The organism is Candidatus Spechtbacteria bacterium (assembly GCA_016188605.1).
In the GTDB taxonomy this organism is placed as follows: domain Bacteria; phylum Patescibacteriota; class Minisyncoccia; order Spechtbacterales; family JACPHP01; genus JACPHP01.
In genome coordinates this window covers 1-22,356 of record JACPHP010000005.1, presented here as the reverse complement: position 1 = coordinate 22,356, position 22,356 = coordinate 1, and the positions used below count along the sequence as shown (strand labels likewise).

At 46.3% G+C, this 22,356-nt stretch carries 12 protein-coding genes; all 12 read left to right on the top strand.

Annotated elements, in window-relative coordinates; translation table 11 throughout:
* Positions 1-328: hypothetical protein (locus HYV65_00945; protein MBI2462786.1), on the top strand; the 328-nt coding region annotated here is incomplete at its 5' end.
* A gap of 192 nt (positions 329-520) precedes the next feature.
* Entirely contained in the window at positions 521-1,705 is a 1,185-nt protein-coding gene (locus HYV65_00940; GenBank protein ID MBI2462785.1) for a hypothetical protein, read from the top strand.
* 265 nt (positions 1,706-1,970) lie between these two features.
* Positions 1,971-2,711, top strand: a complete 741-nt coding sequence (locus tag HYV65_00935; GenBank protein MBI2462784.1) for a tetratricopeptide repeat protein — start codon at positions 1,971-1,973, stop codon at positions 2,709-2,711.
* A 19-nt stretch (positions 2,712-2,730) separates the two neighbouring features.
* Positions 2,731-4,500, top strand: coding sequence for a hypothetical protein (locus HYV65_00930; protein ID MBI2462783.1), 1,770 nt, complete (start codon positions 2,731-2,733; stop codon positions 4,498-4,500).
* A 416-nt stretch (positions 4,501-4,916) separates the two neighbouring features.
* Positions 4,917-15,068, top strand: coding sequence for a carboxypeptidase regulatory-like domain-containing protein (locus HYV65_00925; protein ID MBI2462782.1), 10,152 nt, complete (start codon positions 4,917-4,919; stop codon positions 15,066-15,068).
* Positions 15,069-15,307: 239 nt separating this feature from the next.
* Positions 15,308-15,796 (top strand): hypothetical protein, encoded by a 489-nt coding sequence (locus tag HYV65_00920; GenBank protein ID MBI2462781.1) that lies wholly within the window; start codon positions 15,308-15,310, stop codon positions 15,794-15,796.
* Positions 15,797-15,863: 67 nt separating this feature from the next.
* Complete coding sequence (locus HYV65_00915; GenBank protein MBI2462780.1) at positions 15,864-16,337, top strand: hypothetical protein; 474 nt, start codon at positions 15,864-15,866, stop codon at positions 16,335-16,337.
* 163 nt (positions 16,338-16,500) lie between these two features.
* Positions 16,501-17,439 (top strand): UDP-N-acetylmuramate dehydrogenase, encoded by a 939-nt coding sequence (gene murB, locus HYV65_00910; GenBank protein ID MBI2462779.1) that lies wholly within the window; start codon positions 16,501-16,503, stop codon positions 17,437-17,439.
* A 118-nt stretch (positions 17,440-17,557) separates the two neighbouring features.
* Positions 17,558-17,890, top strand: a complete 333-nt coding sequence (locus HYV65_00905; GenBank protein ID MBI2462778.1) for an HPF/RaiA family ribosome-associated protein — start codon at positions 17,558-17,560, stop codon at positions 17,888-17,890.
* A gap of 177 nt (positions 17,891-18,067) precedes the next feature.
* Positions 18,068-19,105 (top strand): hypothetical protein, encoded by a 1,038-nt coding sequence (locus HYV65_00900; protein ID MBI2462777.1) that lies wholly within the window; start codon positions 18,068-18,070, stop codon positions 19,103-19,105.
* A gap of 99 nt (positions 19,106-19,204) precedes the next feature.
* Positions 19,205-22,030, top strand: coding sequence for a preprotein translocase subunit SecA (secA, locus tag HYV65_00895; GenBank protein ID MBI2462776.1), 2,826 nt, complete (start codon positions 19,205-19,207; stop codon positions 22,028-22,030).
* A gap of 68 nt (positions 22,031-22,098) precedes the next feature.
* Entirely contained in the window at positions 22,099-22,155 is a 57-nt protein-coding gene (locus tag HYV65_00890; protein MBI2462775.1) for an SEC-C domain-containing protein, read from the top strand.
* The last annotated feature ends 201 nt before the right edge of the window (positions 22,156-22,356 follow it).

The window sequence follows — 22,356 nt, the reverse complement described above, 5'->3', positions numbered from 1 at the left end:
GAGATTGATCCTCAATCCGGATATCTTCAACTCCTATGGCCACCTCAAGTGGAGCAACGTCAAGAGTGTATCGCAAACAGTAATGGACGCCTTTACCTCAGCCGATCTAGTGATTGAAGTAAACGCGGATGGCACAGTATACGATCCCAAAGTATACAAAATATCTTCAGCCCCAGACAGCGACGTCGGCCAACGCCAATGGCTCAACATGACCGCCGCGCAGTTTGAAGCAGAAGGATATGATTGGGATGCCATATACCACATCAACCATATTGAAGCGGGAGTAAACTTCTATCCGCTTGGCACAGCTCTAACCTCCACCAAGTAAATACTCTCTTATTTGTGGATACAAAAATCGTCCTTGGCTAAGCTCTGGACGGTTTTTGTATTCTGGCAGTAGAATGATATCAAACATACGTCATTGCGAACCTCGCCACGGCGAGATTTGCAATGACGATAAAATTATGGGCGCGCAATGATATGACAGTATGTGGACTAGGACTAGCGAGCAGTCAAATTTATGCTTAAAAGTATTTTTTCTATTGCTATTATTGCTGTAGTTACTGCTATCGTGCTTTTTACGTTGAAGGGAAATATTTTTTTGGGTGTCGCAAAAATGTTTTTTTCTGCTTCCAATGAGGTTGGGGAAAACGAGGAAAAATATATCAAAAAGCGCGATTTGCCTCCCTCCAAGCAGCAAGTTCCTCAAACAGACACGCTATTTATTTCTGAATTATCCAAAGTAACCGACGAAGAACAAGCAGAGGAAAAAAGTGAAGCTAATGCTAAAAGTGAAAAGCAAAAGCAAAAGCAAACATCTCTTGCCGCTATGAATATAGACAAAAATTTTTCCGCGGCGGTTACGCAAGTCGATGCATTATTGAAGGATGCTTTAGCGCATCCCACATACGAAGAATACGAAGTTTTAATGAATATAGTGCAGAAATATAAAGATTATGAGGCAGGAAGCGTGTTCGGAGCGGTTACAAAAGTGTACAGGAAAGATGCAGGTGTAGAGTATGAGAAAGAAATTGAAGAAAGCGAAGGACAAAATACCATAAACGAAAGCATTTATGCCCTAGAAATGATTGACCGCCATATTTTTGTTTGGGCTCCTTTTTATTATTACGTGCATTCTAACGCTCAACCATTGATTAGAAGTACGCTTACTATGCTTCGCGATCAGCACAAAGAGCTTCTTCGCCAAGTAGCCCAACAGGATTCCTTACGCGCAGGCAAGATCGCGACGGAATATATAAAATTCCTTATTGACGATATTGCCAAGTCGGGACGCCGCAAAAACTCTGATTTCATTCGTTTTTCCTATGCTGATTACACCAATTATCGCGTATTTTTTGACGAGCAATGGGGTGCGTATTCCGAATTTCGCGCGGTATTTGCCAAAGAAGGTATGATGCTTTTTGATTCGCTTTACACAATGCATAAAGATGTGCCGCCAGAGCAAAACGCCGAAGTGCGCGCCATGCTTCAGACCATGCGAGAGGAGCTGATTTCTTTGCACCAAAAGGCAATTTTAGAAGTAGCGCAAAAAGATCGTCTTTATGCTCGCTCGCTTGCCGAAAATACAATAAAGCTTCTTTCTAAACAATTGGAGTCGCGCAACGGGCAACATCCGGAGGTTTTGGAGTTTATTCGCGCGGATATGCAATCATACGATAGATTTATTGCAAAGAATTTGCGTTAATGAGTTTGGTGAATATTGACGAAGAGGACTAGTGCAAGGGGGTGACAGTAGATATTGTTCTGTGGCCCAGACCCGTTCCCTGGGAACTTATTAACGGCTCACACTCCGCCTTTGGCGGAAGGATCGCCTAAAATTCCCGTCGCAAGCAAAGCAGTTTGCTTGCGACCCCAGCCATCGCAGAACAATGCTTACTGTCCCTAGATATTTACTACAAGCGGTTCTCCGCATTTTGCATGAATACGTCAAATATGCTAAAAATATAATCATGATACAAGATTATTCTTCTAGACACGAGCAACGCGGTGTTTTTTCAACGCCAAAGATAGTGGTTGGGTTGCTTGCTTTTATCGTAATCATCGCGGGAATATATGTGTTAATGGCGAGATACGGCATACTTTTTCGCCAGACACAGCCAGCGCTTTTTCCCCTTGATTACACACGTCTTGAAGGACTAGCTAGCAAGCATCCTCAAAAAGAGCGCATTCTTAGTAGCATACGAAAGTTTGATGATGAGCTTCACGACGAAGATACTAAAAATGACGCCGAAGCATATATTGGCATCGGGTTTGAGTTGCGCCAACTTGGCGATGAATCCGCCGCAATAGAGGCATATCGCGCTGGCCTTGCAGTTGATGGCACGCATGTTCGCGGCTGGGGCAACCTCGCAGTTTCTTATAAAGAAACTGGTCAGTACGAAAGGGCAGAGGAAGCATATAAAAAGGTGATTGAATTTAATCCCGGCGATGTAGAAGCTTACATTAACCTCGCTGATCTCTATAGATACCGTCTTCCCGATAAAGAAGGAAAAATTGTTGAAGTTATGCAGGATGGGCTTGCTCATTTGCCGGAACATCCTGATTTTTTGGCATACCTCGCGGTATATTATCGCGATAAGGGGGATAAAGCTAAAGCAATTGAATACTTTGAGCGAAGATTAAGAGTGCCTGGGCTTGAGCCGGATATAGCAAAGGCGATAGCGGAAGAATTAAATAAGCTTCGCCAGTAGGTTTAGTTGAATAATGTTTATGGTTTTTCGCGCGATTTTTTTATCTATAACAGTCATTTTTGTATATGGTCTTGCATCGCCAGCATACGCGGCGACGCCTTTTTTTGTAGACTCGGGCTATGACTGGCGCTCTAGAGACAGTATTACCGCGACTCCTCGTTACGAGGGAAATCGAGCTCGTTACTATATAGACGACGAATATTGGGGCAGTCTAGCTTTGTCGCAGCAGCAGTCTTTGATTGGCAACATTTCCGTTCTTTCACAAGCATACGATCGTGATATTTATAATCAAATAACTCGTATTTTTGGCTTGGAATGGCTGCCCGGCATTGACAATGACGTGAAAATTACCATTCTTTTAACGCGTATGATTGACGATGCCGGAGGGTATTTTTTACCAAAAGATGAATACCCGCGCAGTCAAATTGCAAATTCCAATGAACGCGAGATGATTTACTTAAATGTAACGCATTTAGGGTTTCCGCGCGCCAAGGCGTTTCTCGCGCACGAATTGCAGCATCTTATCAATTATAATCAGAAAACGCGCAGATACGGCGTTGAAGAAGAAGTGTGGCTAAATGAAATATTGTCAGAAGTAACTTCTACACTTGTTGGATTTGATGATGAATACGAAGGAAGTAACCTACAGAATCGCGTTCAAGCTTTGCTTCGCCAGCCAGATGATGCTTTGATTGATTGGGGAGGGGGAGCAAAAGATTATGGCGGCGCTAATTTGTTTGGCCATTATTTATACGAGCAATATGGCAAAGAACTTTTTACGCGCATTAGCCAGTCGCCAGAGGTTGGTATTGAGGCTATAAATGATGCCCTGGCTGGCATTGGCGCGAAAAAACAGTTTCAGGACGTTTTTACCGATTGGGTTATAACGCTTTTGCTTAATGATTGCGCTATAGCGCCGCAAGACACGTATTGTTACAAAAATTCCAATCTTGCCGCGGACAAGCTACGTATTAGTTTTTCTCTCACAACAGCTCAAAATACACAAAAGGTTTCTTTTGGAGAAACGACCAAAGACTGGGCGGGAAATTGGTTTTTGTATAAAGCGGCGGCCATTACCAGCAGTCAGCCTCAAGACCATATCTTTTATTTCACCTTTGATGGCAGTGTCCCGAGTAATTTTACTGTTCCATACGTGGTTTTTGGCACAGACGGAAGTAAAACGATAAGGCGTATGAAGGTTGCAGACGGCGACGGCGGCTTTGCGGTGGCAGATTTCGGCAGATTGATAAAAGAAGTTGTCATTATGCCGATAAATCAATATACTTCCAAGGGAACCATGGGGAAAACAGCATTTACGCGCTTTATGATGGACGCGCAATTATTAAACAAAGTCCCGGCCGGCGTTGATTTTTTTGATATTTCCGCGCCGCTGCCTATTATTGGCGCGGAAGATAGTGGCACGCAGGTTAAAAGCACAAAAGAAGTGGAAGAACTTGTATTTTTTCCCGAAGGAAGTTTAATTCGCGCGGAGGGAAGGCCGGAAGTATATATTGTAAAGGGGCAATATAGGCGTTGGATACAAACTGCAGAACTCTTTGAAATGTATGGCAATTTGCGCTGGGAGGACATTGTGACCGTCTCGCAAGAGCAGATGGACTTTTACACAGAGTCTTTTGTCATCAAGCTTGCGGGGGATCCGCGCGTGTTTATCGCCGGTTCTGACGGAACAAAACAATGGATACAAACCGAGCAGGAGTTTTTGGCGCGGGGATATCATTGGAACATGATCTACACGGTAAACGAAAAAGAGTTTGATTGGTTTAAATAGACGCTGAACCACGCGAAACAATACGCTGAACAACGCTGAAGTTTCTGCGTAGTTCCGCGGCAGGATAGTTATCCACAGTTACACTACTTGCGCGTAATCTGTTACACTAAAAGAAGTAATGAATTTACTTCTTTTTTTATTTACTTCCTATCCAGGAAGTAGGTTGTTGTATATGCCACGCAAAACAATGAACCAGCAGCAGGAGGTAGCGCTTATTACGTTTGTTTTCAATTTTTCTAACCCTTGTTCAAGGTCATTTTTTATACAAACAGAAAATCTGCCTAACGACACGGCAGTTTTTTAAATTAATAAATTTGTAATTAATTAATTTAGTATCTTGCGCGCAGCGCAAGATACTAAACACTAATCAGCTTATAGCTCTACGCTCCACGCTTAAGCTATAAGCAAATGCACTTATGTCATATTTTCTTCAGACCGTGTGCGTTACTTCAAAGCCAAGGAAATCTTTTTCTCAAAAAGTTTTCGCGGCGATGATAAGCGCATTCGTCATCGTATGGTCAATAGGCGTGCCCTTGTCTATGCTCTTGCCAGCGCAAGAAGCATATGCAGCCGCGCCAAGCTTTCTAGCGGCAAATTTGAAATGGAAGTCAACATCCACGAATGTTTTAGTTGATTTTACCCAGCCGGTGTTTAATTCAAGCACAAAAGTATGGGGTCCTGCGGGCAAATTGGAGGCGGCTGACTTTGTGATTGCCGGAACAGGCGCTCCAGCGCTTTCAAGTGTTACTCATGACGGAGGAAGCCGTTATGCTCTTTTGACTTTTGCTTCTGCTCCTCCCGCGACAACGACAATCGCCTGCGCGGCAACTTCTATATACGATGAAGGATTTAGCGGTCCCGCGGCCGCCTGTAACAGTGGCATGACACCAATCGCTCTTTCTGCAGTGACTGAAGATAGCACAGCCCCGACTATTTCCAGCGTGAACGTATGGAGCAAAAATAGTGTAGAGGTTCGTTTCTCCGAGCAAATGAGCGTTGCAACTGCTAGTAGCCGCGCGAATTACAAATTGACGACAGCCGATTCCACCGATGCGTATGACGGAACCGCCACATTACTTGCGCAAGATGGAGCAACTCAAGATGCGTATGTATGGGTGCAAAACTGGGATCCCAGCGTTGTTATGTTTGATATTTGGGACGCGAATATCGCAAGCAATGACACGCTCACTATCACAACCGGAGTTACGGATATTTTTGGCAATGCTCTTGCGGTAGGGTCCGCTCAAACGCTTACTTTTGCGGCAGGAGGATCCACTGGCATGGCGAGCCAGTCACCCGAAGTTTTGGGCGCGTTTTTTGTGAATGGCACAACGCTTGATGTGGTATTTTCCAAGGCGATGGATCAGGCTTCTGCTGAAAATACCGCGTTTTATAATGTTATAGACAGCGCGGGAACTTCAAGCGCCGCGGACGATACAACACTCACCGTAGTTACCGCGACACAACAGAGCGATACTAAAATTATACGGCTCGCCTTGTCCGGAGGCACTATTTCCGCTACTAATTTTTCCACGAATCCTAATGCCACCCCTGATACAGTGAAAGTGTGTACCTCGTTTTGTACGAACGGTGGGCCAAAAGACACGGCATTCAACACACAAATGACTGATTGGTACGTGACGATAGAACCCGCGATTTCCGGTCTTAATAAAGTAAAGACTATCACCGTCGGCACAAATGGCAATGCGAGTGTTTTTGTTGAGACGGTGGTGGACCGCGCAACGATAGACACTACCGACTTCACCTTTAAGCGCGACGGTACTGCCATAGCTAGTCTCGTGGTTAATAGCGCCATGCTTGATTGGGACGATCATACTATTAGGTTAACCACGAGTGGCGCCGCGATTGACGATGGTAACGTAGCTACTCTTGAAACTCTTGAAATTAATGTAACAAACAATACCGGCATCGCGGATATTTTTGGCAACGAGCTTATTCAGGGCGCGGGCGGCACGCCATGCCCCAATGCTCCGGCGGGAAATGTCCTTACCTGTTCCCTTGACTTTACTAAGCCTACGATAACTAAAGTTATCCACACGGACGTCAATAGCGACGGCATCATCAGCCAGAATGACACCGTAGACATTTATTTTTCAGAAAATATAGACCGTTTTAGCGCGTTTAGCACTTGGGATTTTGAACTTTTGTGGGGTGCCAGCTGTTCTATGACATTACCCACGGATTCGCGTGCTAACTGTAACTGGGGTTCTTGGGGCGACGGAGCGACGCTTAATTGGGATTTACCCACGACAGCCAATACTAACCTACGCGTTACCATGGGTAATTTTCCTGATGCTAAAGCTGGTTATTACGTAGTGCCTTGGACTGACCCATGGGGGTATGGCGGAGTGAAAAGCGAAAAAGGGAATCCTATCGGTAATGTAGGTATTATTGCTGTTGCCGATACAAGCAACCCTACTATTTCCAGTGTTCGTTTGCAGGACATTGGTTCGGGCAACGCCGGCGCTCTGGGGACGGGAGACAAGGTTATTATTGCCTTTTCCGAGGCCATGGACCAGACAAAGATCACCACGGCAAATGTTAGTACCAGTATGCCGTTAAATAATGGTCATGTGTGGGGAAATTCCACCGTAGCTTGGGCTGCTGACGGAAAATCCATTACTATTACCATCGGCACTACTTCAACCGCGGCAGTTGCTGATATTAGCGATCCTGCCGTGACCGTAACTGACCTTGGCGGTAATGCCATTCCCGCGGCACCTGGCACTGGGCGTACTGCCACCGTTCCCGCTATTACCGGCGGCCCTACTCTTGTAACTGGCGCTGGCGGATCTGCCGGTGGCACTAAGTTGTACTTAAAGTTGAGCGAAGCCGTGGCCAATATGCCGTCTTCGTATTCATACCCAGCATTATTAAAAACATTGCCTAATAATTACGCGGCAACACCAGCGGCTCTTGCCATCGCTAACTTTGGCTTTACGGACGCGAGCGTGGGAGGCGTGGCGCCGTCAAAGATAAGCTTTGTTTCTTCTGACGGCAAGGAGATTATTTTGAAAATGACAGGAGGAGCGGCTGTTGGAGCAGATACCCTTAATTTAACTGGGACCGCCATTATTGGCGCCACAACCGGAGCCTCTTCCACTGTTAATAATACTCTCACCAACCTTTCTGTTGCCCTGACAGATACAACAGGACCAACTATCAATGAATTAAAGGCAGTTACAGCCGGCACGATGGCATTTGACCCAACAAAAGTTTCTTCAGCGATAGTACCTGGCGATAAAATTATAGTTGAATTTGACCAATCCGTTGACCCAGGCAGTTTCTTTGATCTTACTAACCAAAACGCGCCGACCCTTGCTCTTGACACGGCTCTGCCAATTGTGGCAGGCACTGGTACCTGCGGCGCGAGCGGCTGTACATGGGGCCAAGGAGCATCGGCAACATTTTTGGCAATAGGGGCAGATGCTAATAAAAAAGTTGAAATAATTCTGGGAGCTCCTGCTACCGGCAAAACTCTTATTGCAAACGGCAATTCCGTAGCGCCTACTGGTATTACCGATTACGTTGGAAATGCCGGAACTGGGACAAAGTCTATTGTAACGACCGCGCCCGACCTTGTTTCGGTCAAGTATGTTGATGTTAACGCTAGCACAACCATAAACGCAGGCGACACGGTAACATTTCTTTTTAACGTTGGTATGGACGCGACCGTTACAGATTTTGCCGCGAATACCGACTTTGCGCTTTGGATTGAGGCATGTAACTCCACCACGTTTGTATGCGAGCAAAAAACATGGGGGTCTGGCGTCGCAACTGCTTGGAGCAATTCAAATAAAACACTAACGGTTACTCTCGGCACAAGCCCTACGATAGCGGCGGGGCAGAAGATATGGTTTGACTCAATGTATATTCACACCGCTAGTTTCGGTAACATTTTCCGTCCAGGTATTCTTGATTTGACCGGCCCTACTCTTACCGCGGCGCAAGTCCATGATGTCGATTCGTCAGGCGCGCTTAATGTTGGCGATATTATTTACTTTAGATTTAGCGAAGGTGTAGATACAACAACAGTTTCCGGGGCGAATGTCAGCACGCGCGTGTTAGCATCTGGCGGTGCTGACTACGGAGCAAATCCAACACTTGTATGGGTTGATAGTCCTTCAAATTCCCTTCTTAAGCTTACCGTGGCTGCCGTTCCAAGTACCGCGCCAGTATTTGGCACAACCACCGTCAACCCGACATCAGACATTAAGGATGTTAACGGTAATGCTGACGCTACAACAGCTTCAGGCCCTGTATTAACCGCGCTTGCATTGGCATCGCCAACCAGCATTACTTTGACAGATAGCGATACCACAAATCCTGGAATTGACGGAAATGACATCACCGTTACGTGGGTTGCTCCGGCTGCCGGCACAGTTAATCATTATAGAGTTTATATTCTTCCTGGTGGAGTTGGCTTAAACACAAGTTCGCAGTATCAGATAAACTCAAGCCCGATCTCTTCGGCAACATTAACCTTTACCGCAAACACTGCCAGCACGACCTACAAGATTTTTGACGACAGCCGTTTCAATTACACGAGTCCTATGACAGCGACACAGTTCTATCCGATATTCCCGGATGAACAGTATATCGCGTATGTTCTTGCTTGTAACGATACTACGTGTACCAATCCTTCTTTCCCGGGTGTAAGCTCGCCCACTAACCTCACGCCTGACTTTACTTCAGGCGGCGGCGGTCCAATTCTTCCGCCTGTTGGCGGCGGCGGCACGGCTGGCGGAGGCAAGGGTTCTGGACTTCCATTTGTGGAAGGCACTATGCCTTTCCCTGGAGCAAATAGCGTGCCTACAAATATAAAGTTCTTGGGCGCTAAGTTCTCCACGCCACTTGACCAAACAACAATCACTTCCACCACTTTCAAGATAGAATCAGATTCTGCTTGCGATGGTACGTTTGAAGGTACTTTAGCTGGCAGTTTGTCTTACGAAAGTAATGGGGGAGGTATTGTAATCTTTACTCCTTCATCAACTCTTACGGCGAATGCTTGCTATCAGTTTAATGTAACTACTGGAGTTAAAAGCACCTTTGGAACACCGCTTGGCGCCGCGTATTTCTCTAAATTTACGGCTGCTTCAGGAGCAGATTCTTCAGCGCCTACAATAATGGATAATAAGTTTACCGCCGAAGGTATAACTACCTCCTCCGTTGATCCGACAATTCCTGATATTGGCATGCGCTTTAGCGAAGACATGAATCCAGCGACGTTTACAACATCCACCGTTACTCTAGTAACAGGCGGTGGGATACCTGTTAATCCTATGGACGTAGAATATGATCCATTCAGCCGCGTTTTGCACTTCTGGCTCGGTTCTGCTCTTATCGCAAGCACCGCGCATACTTTGACTCTGGATGGCGCCGCTATTACCGATGTCGCTGGTAATCCGCTTGGAACAGGTTGTGTCGGCTGCACGGTAAGCTTTACAACGGGAACTTTGAGTACAACGGCCCCTAAGATGAAATGGGTGGATGGTGATAGTTTCCATGTTAGTATCGGTTTTGATTTGGCTATGAAGGAATCCACTGTCATAGATGCCGCGAACTGGCGTATGACAGATTCATCTAGTGCCGATGTAAGCTTGACTGGTAAAAACTTTTTCTATGACGCATTCATGAAAGAGTTGCATATAGATGGTCTTGGGCTTACTGATAACGCGACATACACCATTGCCGTTCGCCAACCCGATAACAAAGTAAAGGGTATGAATGGCGTCGCGGTTGCCGCTACCGATAATAGCAAGAGCTTAACCGTGCATAGCTTTGCTGGCCCTGGTAAGGATGCGTGCGGTTTCGGTACCTTTGCCTTCGGGTGTGGCATGGATGATGCGAAAAACACATTCGTCATGATGTTTACGCCGATCAACGTATGGCCTGATAACCAGCTAGCGGGGCAAGTAAGCAAGTACTTTGTTGATGTTCCTATTTCTCAAGCTATTAATAACGATGGCAAGATAATTCTTGAATTCCCAGTCGGGTTTGATGTGTCCAACGTAGCGCCTGTCGCGACATCCGAAGCATGGACTAATAATGATCTAAATGGCCCCGGACCCAACAAAGTTACCTTTGACACTGCCTTTGATTCTGATGGCGTGAAAGGCAACTCGCCTTCAACCGGCAAGGTTGAGATTCAGCTTGCGGTTGATGGCACAGGTTCCACAGCCATTAAAGACTTCTTGAGTTTTGACCTTAAAGGCATTAAGAACGCGACAGATGCCTCCGCGATTGACTTTACGCGCGGAGGGATTGGAGGTTATACCGTTACTGTTTCTACTAAAGATGCCACAGGCAAAACTTTGGACTCCAATCTTACATCAATGCCTTTCCCGATCAATAAAGCTGGTAATGGCCGTATTGCCGGTTACGTGAAAGATTCTGCCGGAGCCGCCGTTGGGAGCGTTAAGGTGTTCTTGGATAGCCCGCGCGGAGGGCACATGGAGCAAACAACAGATACGAGCGGCCGCTTTACTTTCGCGGGCTTGCCCCTTCCTTCAACTGATGCTGTTGCAAATGACGGCGTTGAATACTGGCTCTTTGTTCAGCCGCCTGATGGCCAGGGATATATGGGTGGAGCAGGATTTAGTCTCAATGTTACGGACGAAGTATCTCAAGTAACGGAAAAAACAATTACCCTTGTAAAGGGTACGCTTACGATATCCGGCACCATTACGCATAGCGCTACTATGAACGGCAAAGAGGTGCGCATATTCGCTAACGGCTCTGCTGGCTGGACGGACAAGAAAATAACGCTGGCGAACGCCGCAAGCACCGCGTACAGCATTACCGTGACCGATGGCGATTGGAATATCGGCGTTGATATGTGGGTGCCGCCCAATATGTTTGGCGGCGGAATGTTTGTGCAGTCAACTTCTTTTATGCCTCCGGTACCTAAGTTCATTCCTGTCGCGGGGGTGAATGTGACCGGTGTTAATTTTGCGCTTAGCACTCTTGCTTCAACCGATACCATCACAGGAACCGTAAAAGACGATTCTAACAACGCTCTTGCGGATATAGATGTGTGGGCGCATAGTTCTGGCTTTAACGACGCTTTCGCGCGTACCCAGGCGGATGGCACCTATACGTTATATGTACCTGCAGGCACCTATAGTGTCGGTGTGGGCAAGCCGGGATTGAAATCTCCTGCGGAAGTGCAGGCTGTAGCTCCTAAGGCGAATGTCAATTTTACGATGAAGAAAGGCAACGCCTCTATTAAGGGTTCTGTTTTGGATGATGCGGGAAGCCCGATCGTTGGCGCGTCCGTCGGCTTCTATAATGCGACAACTAATGAATTCTTTAACGCCTCTACCAATGCCTCCGGATACTACACCGCTTTTCCGGGTGCCGGTACATGGAAAGTTGAGGCGCGGCATCCGCAGTTTGGATTGATCCAGACATCTTCCACAACTATAGGAACCGTCGGGTCCAACAGCTACAGCGCCGTGCTTGCGGAAAGCGCCAATGCCGAAGGGTATGACTTTAAAGTAGGGACAGGTGTTACTTTAAGAGCGATTTCTGGCTATACTTGCAGTTCGTTCTCTGGTGATACGTGTGCTTCAGGAGGAGCCAAGGGAGATGTTACCGTAACCGCCTTTGAGATTACAACCGCAACAGGCCAACCAACCGGCCGTGATGTCAGCGCTACATCCAAGTCGTTTGACGGCACCTATTCCATTAAGGTTCCTGCAAATACGGCCTCAACCCGATATACGCTTAAAGCAACTACAAAATACGGACCACTCAAGGAGATTACAGGCGTTAATGTACTTTCTGCTGATTCATCTGGGAATAATTGGACCGTTCAAGACGCGGTTCAGGTAACAATTAAGGTTAATAACATTCCCGCGACGTACGAAAACGACACGGCAACAATTGATGAGGCAGTAATTAGCTTCCTTGATCCTTCTTCAGGTAAAGAAAAGACCGTTTTCATAGATGACGCGGCAGCCACCGCGGGCACCGCGACGTGGACGACAAAAGTTCTTCCTTCAAACAGTTACGATGTACTCGCGTCTATCCCGGGTTTTGGCGAGTTAACACCTAAGGCCTCGTCCTTAACTAGTGGCGCGTTCAAAGTTACCGCCGGAACTCCAGCAACAATAGAGTTTGATCTTACAACTACTACGATGACAATCGCAGGCACGGTGACGGACAGCGTCTCAAGCGCCAACATAAATGACGCGTGGGTTACAGTAAAAGACAATACAACTGGGCTTGGCTATCAGATAGAAACCCAGTCTGACGGTACGTTTACAATAGAAGTGCCTACAGGAACATACAGTCTTGCGATTCAAGACGAAACGCATAAGGACTATCAGAATGCCACGAATATAAGCGTGGATACGACAAATCTCACCATCTCCGTACCACCAGTGGGTTCAACTATCACCGGTACCGTATACGAATCAAACGGCAGTACTCTTGTGTCAGAGGGCTATGTATACGCGGAGGAGTTCGGCGGCACGGGAACTACAGGAGCTCCTATTATAAATGGCGCTTTCACGCTTAATGTTGATTCAGGCACTACATGGGACATGCAGGTTAAATCTGCGTCTGGCTACGAAGAGAATGTTGCGGTGCGCAGTACTTCGGGAAGTGCCGTAACCGTTACAGCTAACGATCAGATTACCGAATTTACGGCATCCGAGTCATCTAGCGATTCTGTCACTCCGAGCACCGGAAAAGTGATTGATGATGTTGGGGCGAATAATGTTGAGCTAACACTCAAGCCGCAGGACTTGGGCACCGGCGCTACCACAAAATCTCTTGATATTGAGTCCGATCCGCCGATTCACGAGTTTACGGGAACATCTGTCTTTGGCGACGAGAAAGATATTGAAGTAGATGGTGGAAAGCAAAGCAAGCTTGATAATGCCGTTGATTTCAGTGTTATCTACACCAAGTCTGACATTGACACGATGATTACGGATACTGCTAATGATGTTGACGCTACCAATGTTGATGACAAGGTTCAAGATTTGCAGCTTGCTTTCTGGGACAATGAAAAGGGTTCAGGAGGTGATTGGGTTGATGTGCCAACAATTCAGCGCGTTCAGGTTGACGCGGCAGGGGACGGCTTAAGCACGTTCGCGTATGTCAACTTTGATACCTTTACAACAAATATCGGCACTGACTCAAACTACTATACCGATTATAAAGTTGAACTTATCACGTCAACTCCGCATATGACCGTCTGGGGCGCGCAGACGGAAGCAGACAATGATCCTCCGGCAATCCCGGCCAAGCCGACCGTTAGCGGTTCTGCTTCAAGTATTCTTATTGATTGGACTGCGTATTCCGCTCCATCTGATATTCTTGAGTACGAAGTTTACCGCAACAAGACAGGTACATTTTCAGCATTGAACGGTCAGGCATGTTTGTCTGGTATGTCTGAAGTGTGCCAAGTCAACCAAACAACCCTTACCTCTAAAAGTATTAGCGATACAAATGTTACCGCAAACTCAATTTACTATTATGTTGTAACCGCGGTTGATAAATCACATAACGGGGACACCATAGGTCGCATCTCTACAGTTTCTAACGGGGCTACAACATCCGGAGGCGGCGGAGGAGGAGGAGGCGGTGGCGGTGGTGCTGGGCCGGTTACTACCGATACAACAGTTCCTTCATCAACCACTGGAAGTGTAACTGCCAATTCGTCTCTAGGAGGGTCGGCTTCTGTTACAGCGTCTGATGGCGGGAAAGCGGCAGTTACAATACCGGCATCAGCAATCTCAACTGATACTTCGGTAACCATTACTCCAGTTGTAAAAACAGCATCAGCCGTATTATCAGCAGTAGCCGCGGTGCCTTCGGATAAAAAGATGGTAGGTAGTAATGTGTATAGCTACACTGCCACCGCGGGTGTTATGAGTGTAAGCACATTTAGCACTGCGCTTACTGTTTCTTTCACCTATACTGACGCGCAAGTGACGGGTCTTAATAAGAACTCTCTCAAGGTTTATTATTACGATACTGCAACAGGAAAATGGGTTGTGTTGCCTTCAACCGTGGATACGGTGACAAAGACAGTAAGCGCCACAACTACGCATTTCACATATTTTGCCGTCTTCGGCGAAGCTCCAACTGACGTATCGCTTACGGACACCACCGGCGCCACCCTGGTTGATGGCGACCTCATCAAGACCGATACCTCCTACGACATTTTCATTGTCAAGCTGATAGGAACAAAGAAGTTCAAGAGATTGATTCTCAATCCGGATATCTTCAACTCCTATGGCCACCTCAAGTGGAGCAACGTCAAGAGTGTATCGCAAACAGTAATGGACGCCTTTACTCTCGCCGATCTGGTGATTGAAGTAAACGCGGATGGTTCTGTGTATGATCCCAGGGTTTATAAAATCTCTTCAGCTGTAAACAGTGATGTCGGCCAAAGACAATGGCTTAACATGACCGCCGTACAGTTTGAAGCAGAAGGATATGATTGGGATGCCATATACCACGTCAACCATATTGAAGCAGGCGTAAACTTCTATCCGCTCGGCACAGCGATTACTTCAACGAAGTAGGAGTAACGCTGAAGACTACTGCGGAACAATGGAATAATGCTGAATTTCTGCACGATAACCAAAAACCGTTCTAGCCTACGCTCGGAACGGTTTTTGGTTATTTCCATACACCAAAGCATCAGGACGGACCGACCCTCCTGCGGAGGGTCGGTCCGTCCTGATGCTGATGCCGACTGTTGTGGTTAACTGGTTGTTCTATTCTATTGTAATTTAGTATATCTCGTAGTATATATTGTAATATGAACAGAAAGTTTATTTTATTTGGATTGTTGTTTGTTGCAGCTGTGGTAATCGCAGTTTTTTTGGCATGGTATAATTTTGGCAGAAATTTGGGGAGTTTCGCGGAACTTAGCGTCGGCATGAAAACACCGGAGGAATTAGTTACGCTTGCGAAGCGTTTTGAAGAGGCAAGGCAGTTTGAGGATGCCGCATCTTCATATAAAGCCGCAATAGATTTAGAGCCCGGCCTTCAACTTGCGGCATACAGCGCGTTGTCGCGTATATACAGCGAAGAACTTTCAGAGAAAGATTCGGGTTTAGCGCATGTTTATTTGCGCGGCCTCGCCGAGAGCCCTAAAAGCCGCGTCCTTATGCGGGGGCTGGCGGAGCATTATGAAAGGATAGGGGAATACGTGCCGGCATTTCAATGGTATCAAAAGATTGTTGAAATGTACCCCCAAGATAGGTATATGCAAATTAAGATTACGGAGCTTCAAAAGAAATTTTAATTGGTAATTACGACCTAGATTGCTGGTCGCCTTGATTATGAAATTTTTTAGCTATAATAATTTTCGATTGGCTATACTTTCTGTTGGCGTTATTGTAATTGTCGTTGTCGCGTGGACATTTATCAGCGACAAGAACTCCGAGCGTAAACTTGAGGAACGCGTTCAATCTTCCGGGATATCCAGCAGGAGTTTGGCTTATGAAAAAACGGGATTTGATTTGAAAAAAGAAAATAAATCTGAAGACGCCGAGCGCGCTTTTTTGCGGGCGATCGAATTTGACCCCAAAAATCAAAAGCAGGCATATTTGGGATTAGCAGAGCTATACCGTTTTTATATGCCGGAAAAATATTTCAAAACACCAGAATTGCTCCGTTCGGGACTTTCGTATGATCCACAGGACATTATATTACTGCGCGCTCTCGCTCAATATTACGAAAGAACTAAAGATATAAGCAATGCAAGATATTGGTATGGGCAGATCATTAATTATTATCCAAACGATATACCTGCCAAACAAAAGATTGAGGAATTGGGAGGTTAATTAATCTAGGAATTACGAGTTTGCTTTAATTTTACGTCATCGCGCGCCGCGCCCCGCCGTGGCGGGGCGCGGCAACCTAATTAATTATAAACTATATGCCAATTATACTAACTACAATAGGATTAATGATTATCGGGTTTATCGCCTTAACAGCATTTGCCCCATGACAATTAAAGAGAACATAGAGCTTGCGGGACTCACGAGCCTTCGTGTTGGCGGGCCAGCAAGATATTTTACGTCAGTAAAAAATGAACGCGACGCGCGTTTAGCTCTTTCTTGGGCAAAAAAACAAGGCGTGCCGTATTTTGTGCTGGGCGGAGGAACGAATGTCGTGATGTCGGATAATGGCTATCACGGTCTTGTTATTACTACAAATAATTCGGGAATAGAATTTACAGAAGATGATTGTGGCACAATCATGAAAGTGATGGCGGGCACACCCCTGCAAGATGTCGTGGATGCCTCCCTCGAACAGGGGCTTGCCGGACTCGAATGGGCTGCTGGAGTGCCTGGGCAAGTAGGGGGAGCAGTGCGAGGAAATGCCGGTGCTTTTGGCGGAGAAACAAGGAATGTAATTGAGTCTGTTGACGCAGTCATGCCGAACGGAAAAGTGCAATCTTTTTCAAACGCGGATTGTCATTTTGCATATCGTTCAAGTATTTTTAAGGAAGAGTCAGGCAGTATTATTTTGTCTGTAGTTTTTAGATTTATGCCTGGTAACAAGGCCGCGCTCACACAAAAAGCAGAAGAGCTTCGCGCGTGGAGGCGCGAGCGCCATCCTCTCGATTATCCTAATTGTGGCAGCGTGTTTAAGCGCATTGGTGTTGAGAATATTCGTATTGGTCTATGGAATCGTTATCCCGATATGAAGCAGGCGGTACGTGATAATCAGGTAGCCACCGCATACTTTATTGATAAATGTGATTTGAAGAATTTTAATATCGGCGGCGCGGAGGTAAGCGGAAAGCATCCCAACTTTATTATCAACCGCACGGGCAATGCCAGAGCGGAGCATATTGTTATGGTTGCGAGCCACATGCGCACACGCGTGCGGGAAAAATTCGGCATAATTCTTGAAGAAGAGCCGGAGTTTGTATTTTAAGAGCATCAACGAATAACGAATCCGTTACGAATAAACGAAAATTAATCGGTCTGTAGTCAGTATTCGTATATTCGTACAGATTAGTTATTCGTTGATTATATACAATTATTAATAACTTATGAAACTCAATCTAAAATACACCAAAATAGATCCCTCCAACGCAGTTGCAGAATATGTTACGCAAAAAATAGAAGATTTGAGCGATTTAATAAACGTGAGCGACAGCGAGATGAATGGGGGTGGGGCAACGGTGGAAGCGTGGGTTGAAGTTGGCCGCACCACCGAGCATCACAACAAGGGAGATGTTTTTTTTGCAGAGGGGCAGATTCGTCTTCCTGGAGATCAGGAAATTCGCGCGGAATCAATTCAGCCAGAACTCCATCTTGCGATTGATGACATGAAAGATGAATTGCAAGTCCAGCTTAAGAAATACAAAGAGAAGCAGATGTAGATAGTTAATGTCAAAGTCCAAATTATAAATGTCAAATCAAGGTAAAATCAAAAATCCAAATCCTTATCATTAGGTCATTTGGATTTGATTTGTAATTTGACATTTGGATTTTGACATTTATTTAGAATGTATTACCCTATGAATAGGATTTTAGTTTTTTCAAAATAGGAGGCGGTCATGAGCGCAGTCGGCGCATTAGTTTGTCTTACGGGCGAATACGATATTCCTGCGATTGAAAATGGACACATGAATCCGGATGAAGAAATAGACAAGCGCCTTGCAATGCGAGAATGGACAGACCTAGTGAATCTTTTGCAAATGTTTGGATTATCAGTGCGCTTGATGTGCCCTCGCGAAAATGGATGGGACAATGTTTTTGCCGCAAACGGTGGATGGGCGCACGGTGATAGAGCTCTGCTTGCTAACTTCCGTCAGCCAATTCGGCGGCCAGAGCAGCCTGTTTTCCGTGACTGGTTCGAACGATTGGGCTTTGATAGAGCAAGCGGCAAGCTTCGTCTTTTGCCACCAGATATTTTTTGGGAAGGCCAGGGAGACACTTTGGTTGGTGGCAGCCGCCATGTGTTCCTAGGCTACGGCATGCGTTCAAGCGATGAAGCGGCGCCATACATTCAAGATATGCTTGAGCAGGACGAAGTGCTGGTATTACTGCATCTTGTCAGTAATTATTTCTATCATCTGGATACAGCCGCAAACGCGCTTAAGCCGCGTAATGCCTTCATCTATTATCCGCCCGCATTCGCGCAGGAATCCAGGGATAAGATTCGATCTCTCCCAATGCAATTGATGGCGCTTTCTCCATTTCTCGCAAATTGTTTTGTTGCAAACAGTATTTACATCGATGATGTGTATCTGCTAAATGTCCCATTTAACGCGAGCGAAGAATCGCGGCTGTTAAGCGCCAAAGGTCAGTTTATCGCAGAAAACGATCCTCGCTTTCGCGAGCTCATGTCTTTTGATAGGGGAGATTGGAAAAATAATGCCCATCTTGTAAATAAAATGAAGAAGCAGGGCATTAGACATCCTTTCCGCGTCGAAGGTTTAGATATGAATACTAAGGCTGGCTACGTATGGTTCATTCGCGAATTATGGAAATTGGGCATGAAAGTTATCCCGATGTACACATCGCAATTTGAGCCATCGGGCGCGGGTGGGCGATGTTGCGTGATGTTTCTTGATTGGCTGCCTGCTAAATAAGTTATAATATTGCCCCCCGAGTTTGCGGAGGGCAATTCATTTTATATTCAATTGAAATTGCTTTCATTTTTGACCAATTTATGCTGTAATGGACATATTATGTCGATTTTTTCGCAGATATTTGGCGACCCCAATGCGAGCGCAGTTAACCGTCTTGCAGATGTTGCGCGAGAAGTAAATGTCCTCGAATCAAGAATCAAGGAGCTTTCCGATACGCAGCTAAAAGAACAGACATCTGTTTTGCGCGAACGCATGACCAAAGGAGAAACTCTCGCCGATCTTTTGCCGGAGGCGTTTGCGTCGGTTCGTGAAGCGGCGCGCCGCACTCTAGGCCAGCGCCATTTTGATGTGCAAATTATGGGAGGAACTGTACTGCATGAGGGGAAAATCGCGGAAATGAAAACAGGAGAAGGAAAGACGCTAACCGCAACCCTCGCCGTGTATCTTAACGCGCTTGAAGGAAAAGGCGTGCACGTGGTTACGGTAAATGATTATCTGTCTCGTCGTGACACCGTGTGGATGGGTCAGGTTTACTATGCGCTTGGAATGAGTACTGGTTGTATCAATCATGAGATCGCTTATCTGTACGATCCTTCATATGAAGTAAAAAAAGAAGAAGCACTGGCTATGCCAGAAGCAGAGAGCGGCCAGGGTTCTCAGCCCAAGGCTAATCCGCCTCGGGCGGATAATGACCAAAATTCTGAACGAGATGAGGTGCGAGATATTCTCGGCAGTTTCAAGGTAGAAGATAGCTACCTTCGCCCAGTGGCTCGTAAGCAAGCGTATGCCGCCGACATTACTTACGGCACAAACAACGAATACGGTTTTGATTATCTGCGTGACAACATGGCATACAGTATTGAGCAGATGTCTCAGCGCACAGAAGCAGAGGGAGGGTTAAACTACGCTATCGTTGATGAGGTGGACAGTATTTTAATAGATGAAGCGCGTACGCCGTTGATTATTTCAGCACCCGACGAAGAATCAGGAAGTTTGTATAAAACATTTGCGCAAATTGTTCCTTCATTGAAAGAGAACGAAGATTATAACGTGGATGAAAAAATGCGCGCGGTGAGTATCACAGAAGAGGGCATTAAAAAAGTTGAAGCGAAATTAGGCATTTCTAATCTGTATGATCCTGCTGATGGTGGAGGAGTGCGTTTCGTGCATCATTTAGAAGAGGCGCTCCGCGCGCACGCGCTTTTTGAGCTGGATAAAGATTATGTCGTGCGCAAGGGAGAAGTAATTATCGTTGATGAGTTTACCGGTCGCCTGATGCCAGGCCGCCGCTATTCAGAAGGTTTGCATCAAGCGATTGAAGCCAAAGAAGGCGTGGAGGTGCAGAAAGAATCTCGCACGCTCGCATCTATAACATTCCAAAACTATTTTCGCATGTACAAGAAACTTGCTGGCATGACTGGTACCGCGCTTTCTAACGCCGAGGAGTTTGATAAGGTTTATAAACTTGATGTTGTGAGTGTGCCTACAAATAAACCGCTCATGCGAGAGAATATGGCTGACGTTGTATTTCGCACGCGAATGGGAAAATACAAAGCGGTGATTCGGGAAATAAAACAACGCCACGATTTAGGCCAGCCGGTACTTGTTGGTACAACCTCAATTGAAAAAAATGAACTGTTAAGCGAAATGTTGGGCCGCGAAGGAATTAAGCACCAAATGTTAAACGCTAAAAATCACGAGCAGGAGGGTGAAGTTATCGCGCAGGCCGGCCGCGTTGGGCAAGTAACCATAGCTACAAACATGGCGGGCCGCGGCGTTGATATTATATTGGGAGGGAACCCTCCTTCGGCAGAGGAAGCAGAAAAAGTGCGCGCGGTCGGTGGGTTGCATATAATAGGCACCGAGCGGCACGAGGCGCGCCGCATTGACGACCAGCTAAGAGGCCGCGCGGGGCGCCAAGGCGACCCTGGTTCTTCGCAATTCTACGTATCGCTTGAGGATGATCTCATGCGTATTTTTGGCGGCGATCGCATCAAGGGGCTTATGGAGACTTTGCGTATTGCGGAAGACGAGCCGATTGAATCGCGCATGATTTCCGGCGCGATTGAGTCTGCCCAGCAAAAGATTGAAGGGTATAACTTTGATTTGCGAAAACATGTGCTTGATTATGACGAAGTGCTTAATAAACAGCGCGATACAATCTATCGCCGCCGCCGCGACATTCTTTCAGCCAGTCCGGACAAACTCAAAGAAACGATAGATGGAATGATGAAAGAATATGTTGAAGAACTATGCAATATGCATTGCACCGGCAGCCGTATGGATTGGAATATTCAGGAAATTTTTGAAACAGTGAGGAGCTTAACGCCTTTTGACGAACAATTCTACAAGCAACTACAAACTATAGCAGAACAATCACATAAAGATGACGACAATGTGCGTCAAGAATTAGAAAGTTTTTTGTACGAAACATTGAACGCTCGCAACGAAGAGCGCATGCAGGCCGCGGCAGAGGAGAGAACGGCAATTGAGAGATGGTCGTTATTACGCACCATTGATGCGTTTTGGATGGATGATCTTGACGCTATGGATCATTTGCGTGATAGCGTGCGTTTGCGTGCCTACGGCCAGAAAGATCCGCTCGTTGAGTACAAGAGCGAAGGCGTGAAAATGTTCCGCGAGCTGTTAAGCGCGATCCGCGGCGGAGTAGTCAGCACAATCTTTCATTTGCAATTCAAAGATCCTCCTCCAATGCCAAAGACCACAGAGATGGTTTTGAGCCGCCCCGAAGCATCGTTTAAAGTTGGCGGCAACGCCCTAATGGGCTCCATAGCTATGGGCGAAGAAAAAAGCGAGCCAAAAGATAAAAAAGAAATCAACCGTAACGACCCCTGTCCTTGCGGAGCGACGCATTCCGATGGCCGTCCAATAAAGTATAAACATTGCCACGGCAAGAATGTGTAATAAGGGTAAATGCAAGTGGAGTCCCGCCGACTTGTTCTTCGGAATTTTAATGTAGATGGAATCCGCCTTTGGCGGAGAAGGAGGACGGAAGCGGAAAGAAGTATAAAAAGTGTCATGGGAAGTAGGAGCTGACAAATAGAGCCGTTTCCGTCCGCAAACTGCGGATAAAGGGAAAAACCCCGTGCGATGAGCACGGGGTTTTTCTATGCCAAAATCCCGATCTCGAAAAAATAAATACTGCTCGTCGAAGGTCGAGGTACGCGGCACCAGAGTCCGCAAGCTTACAAAAGTTGACACAACACCGAGTATGAAAAACATCACACAAG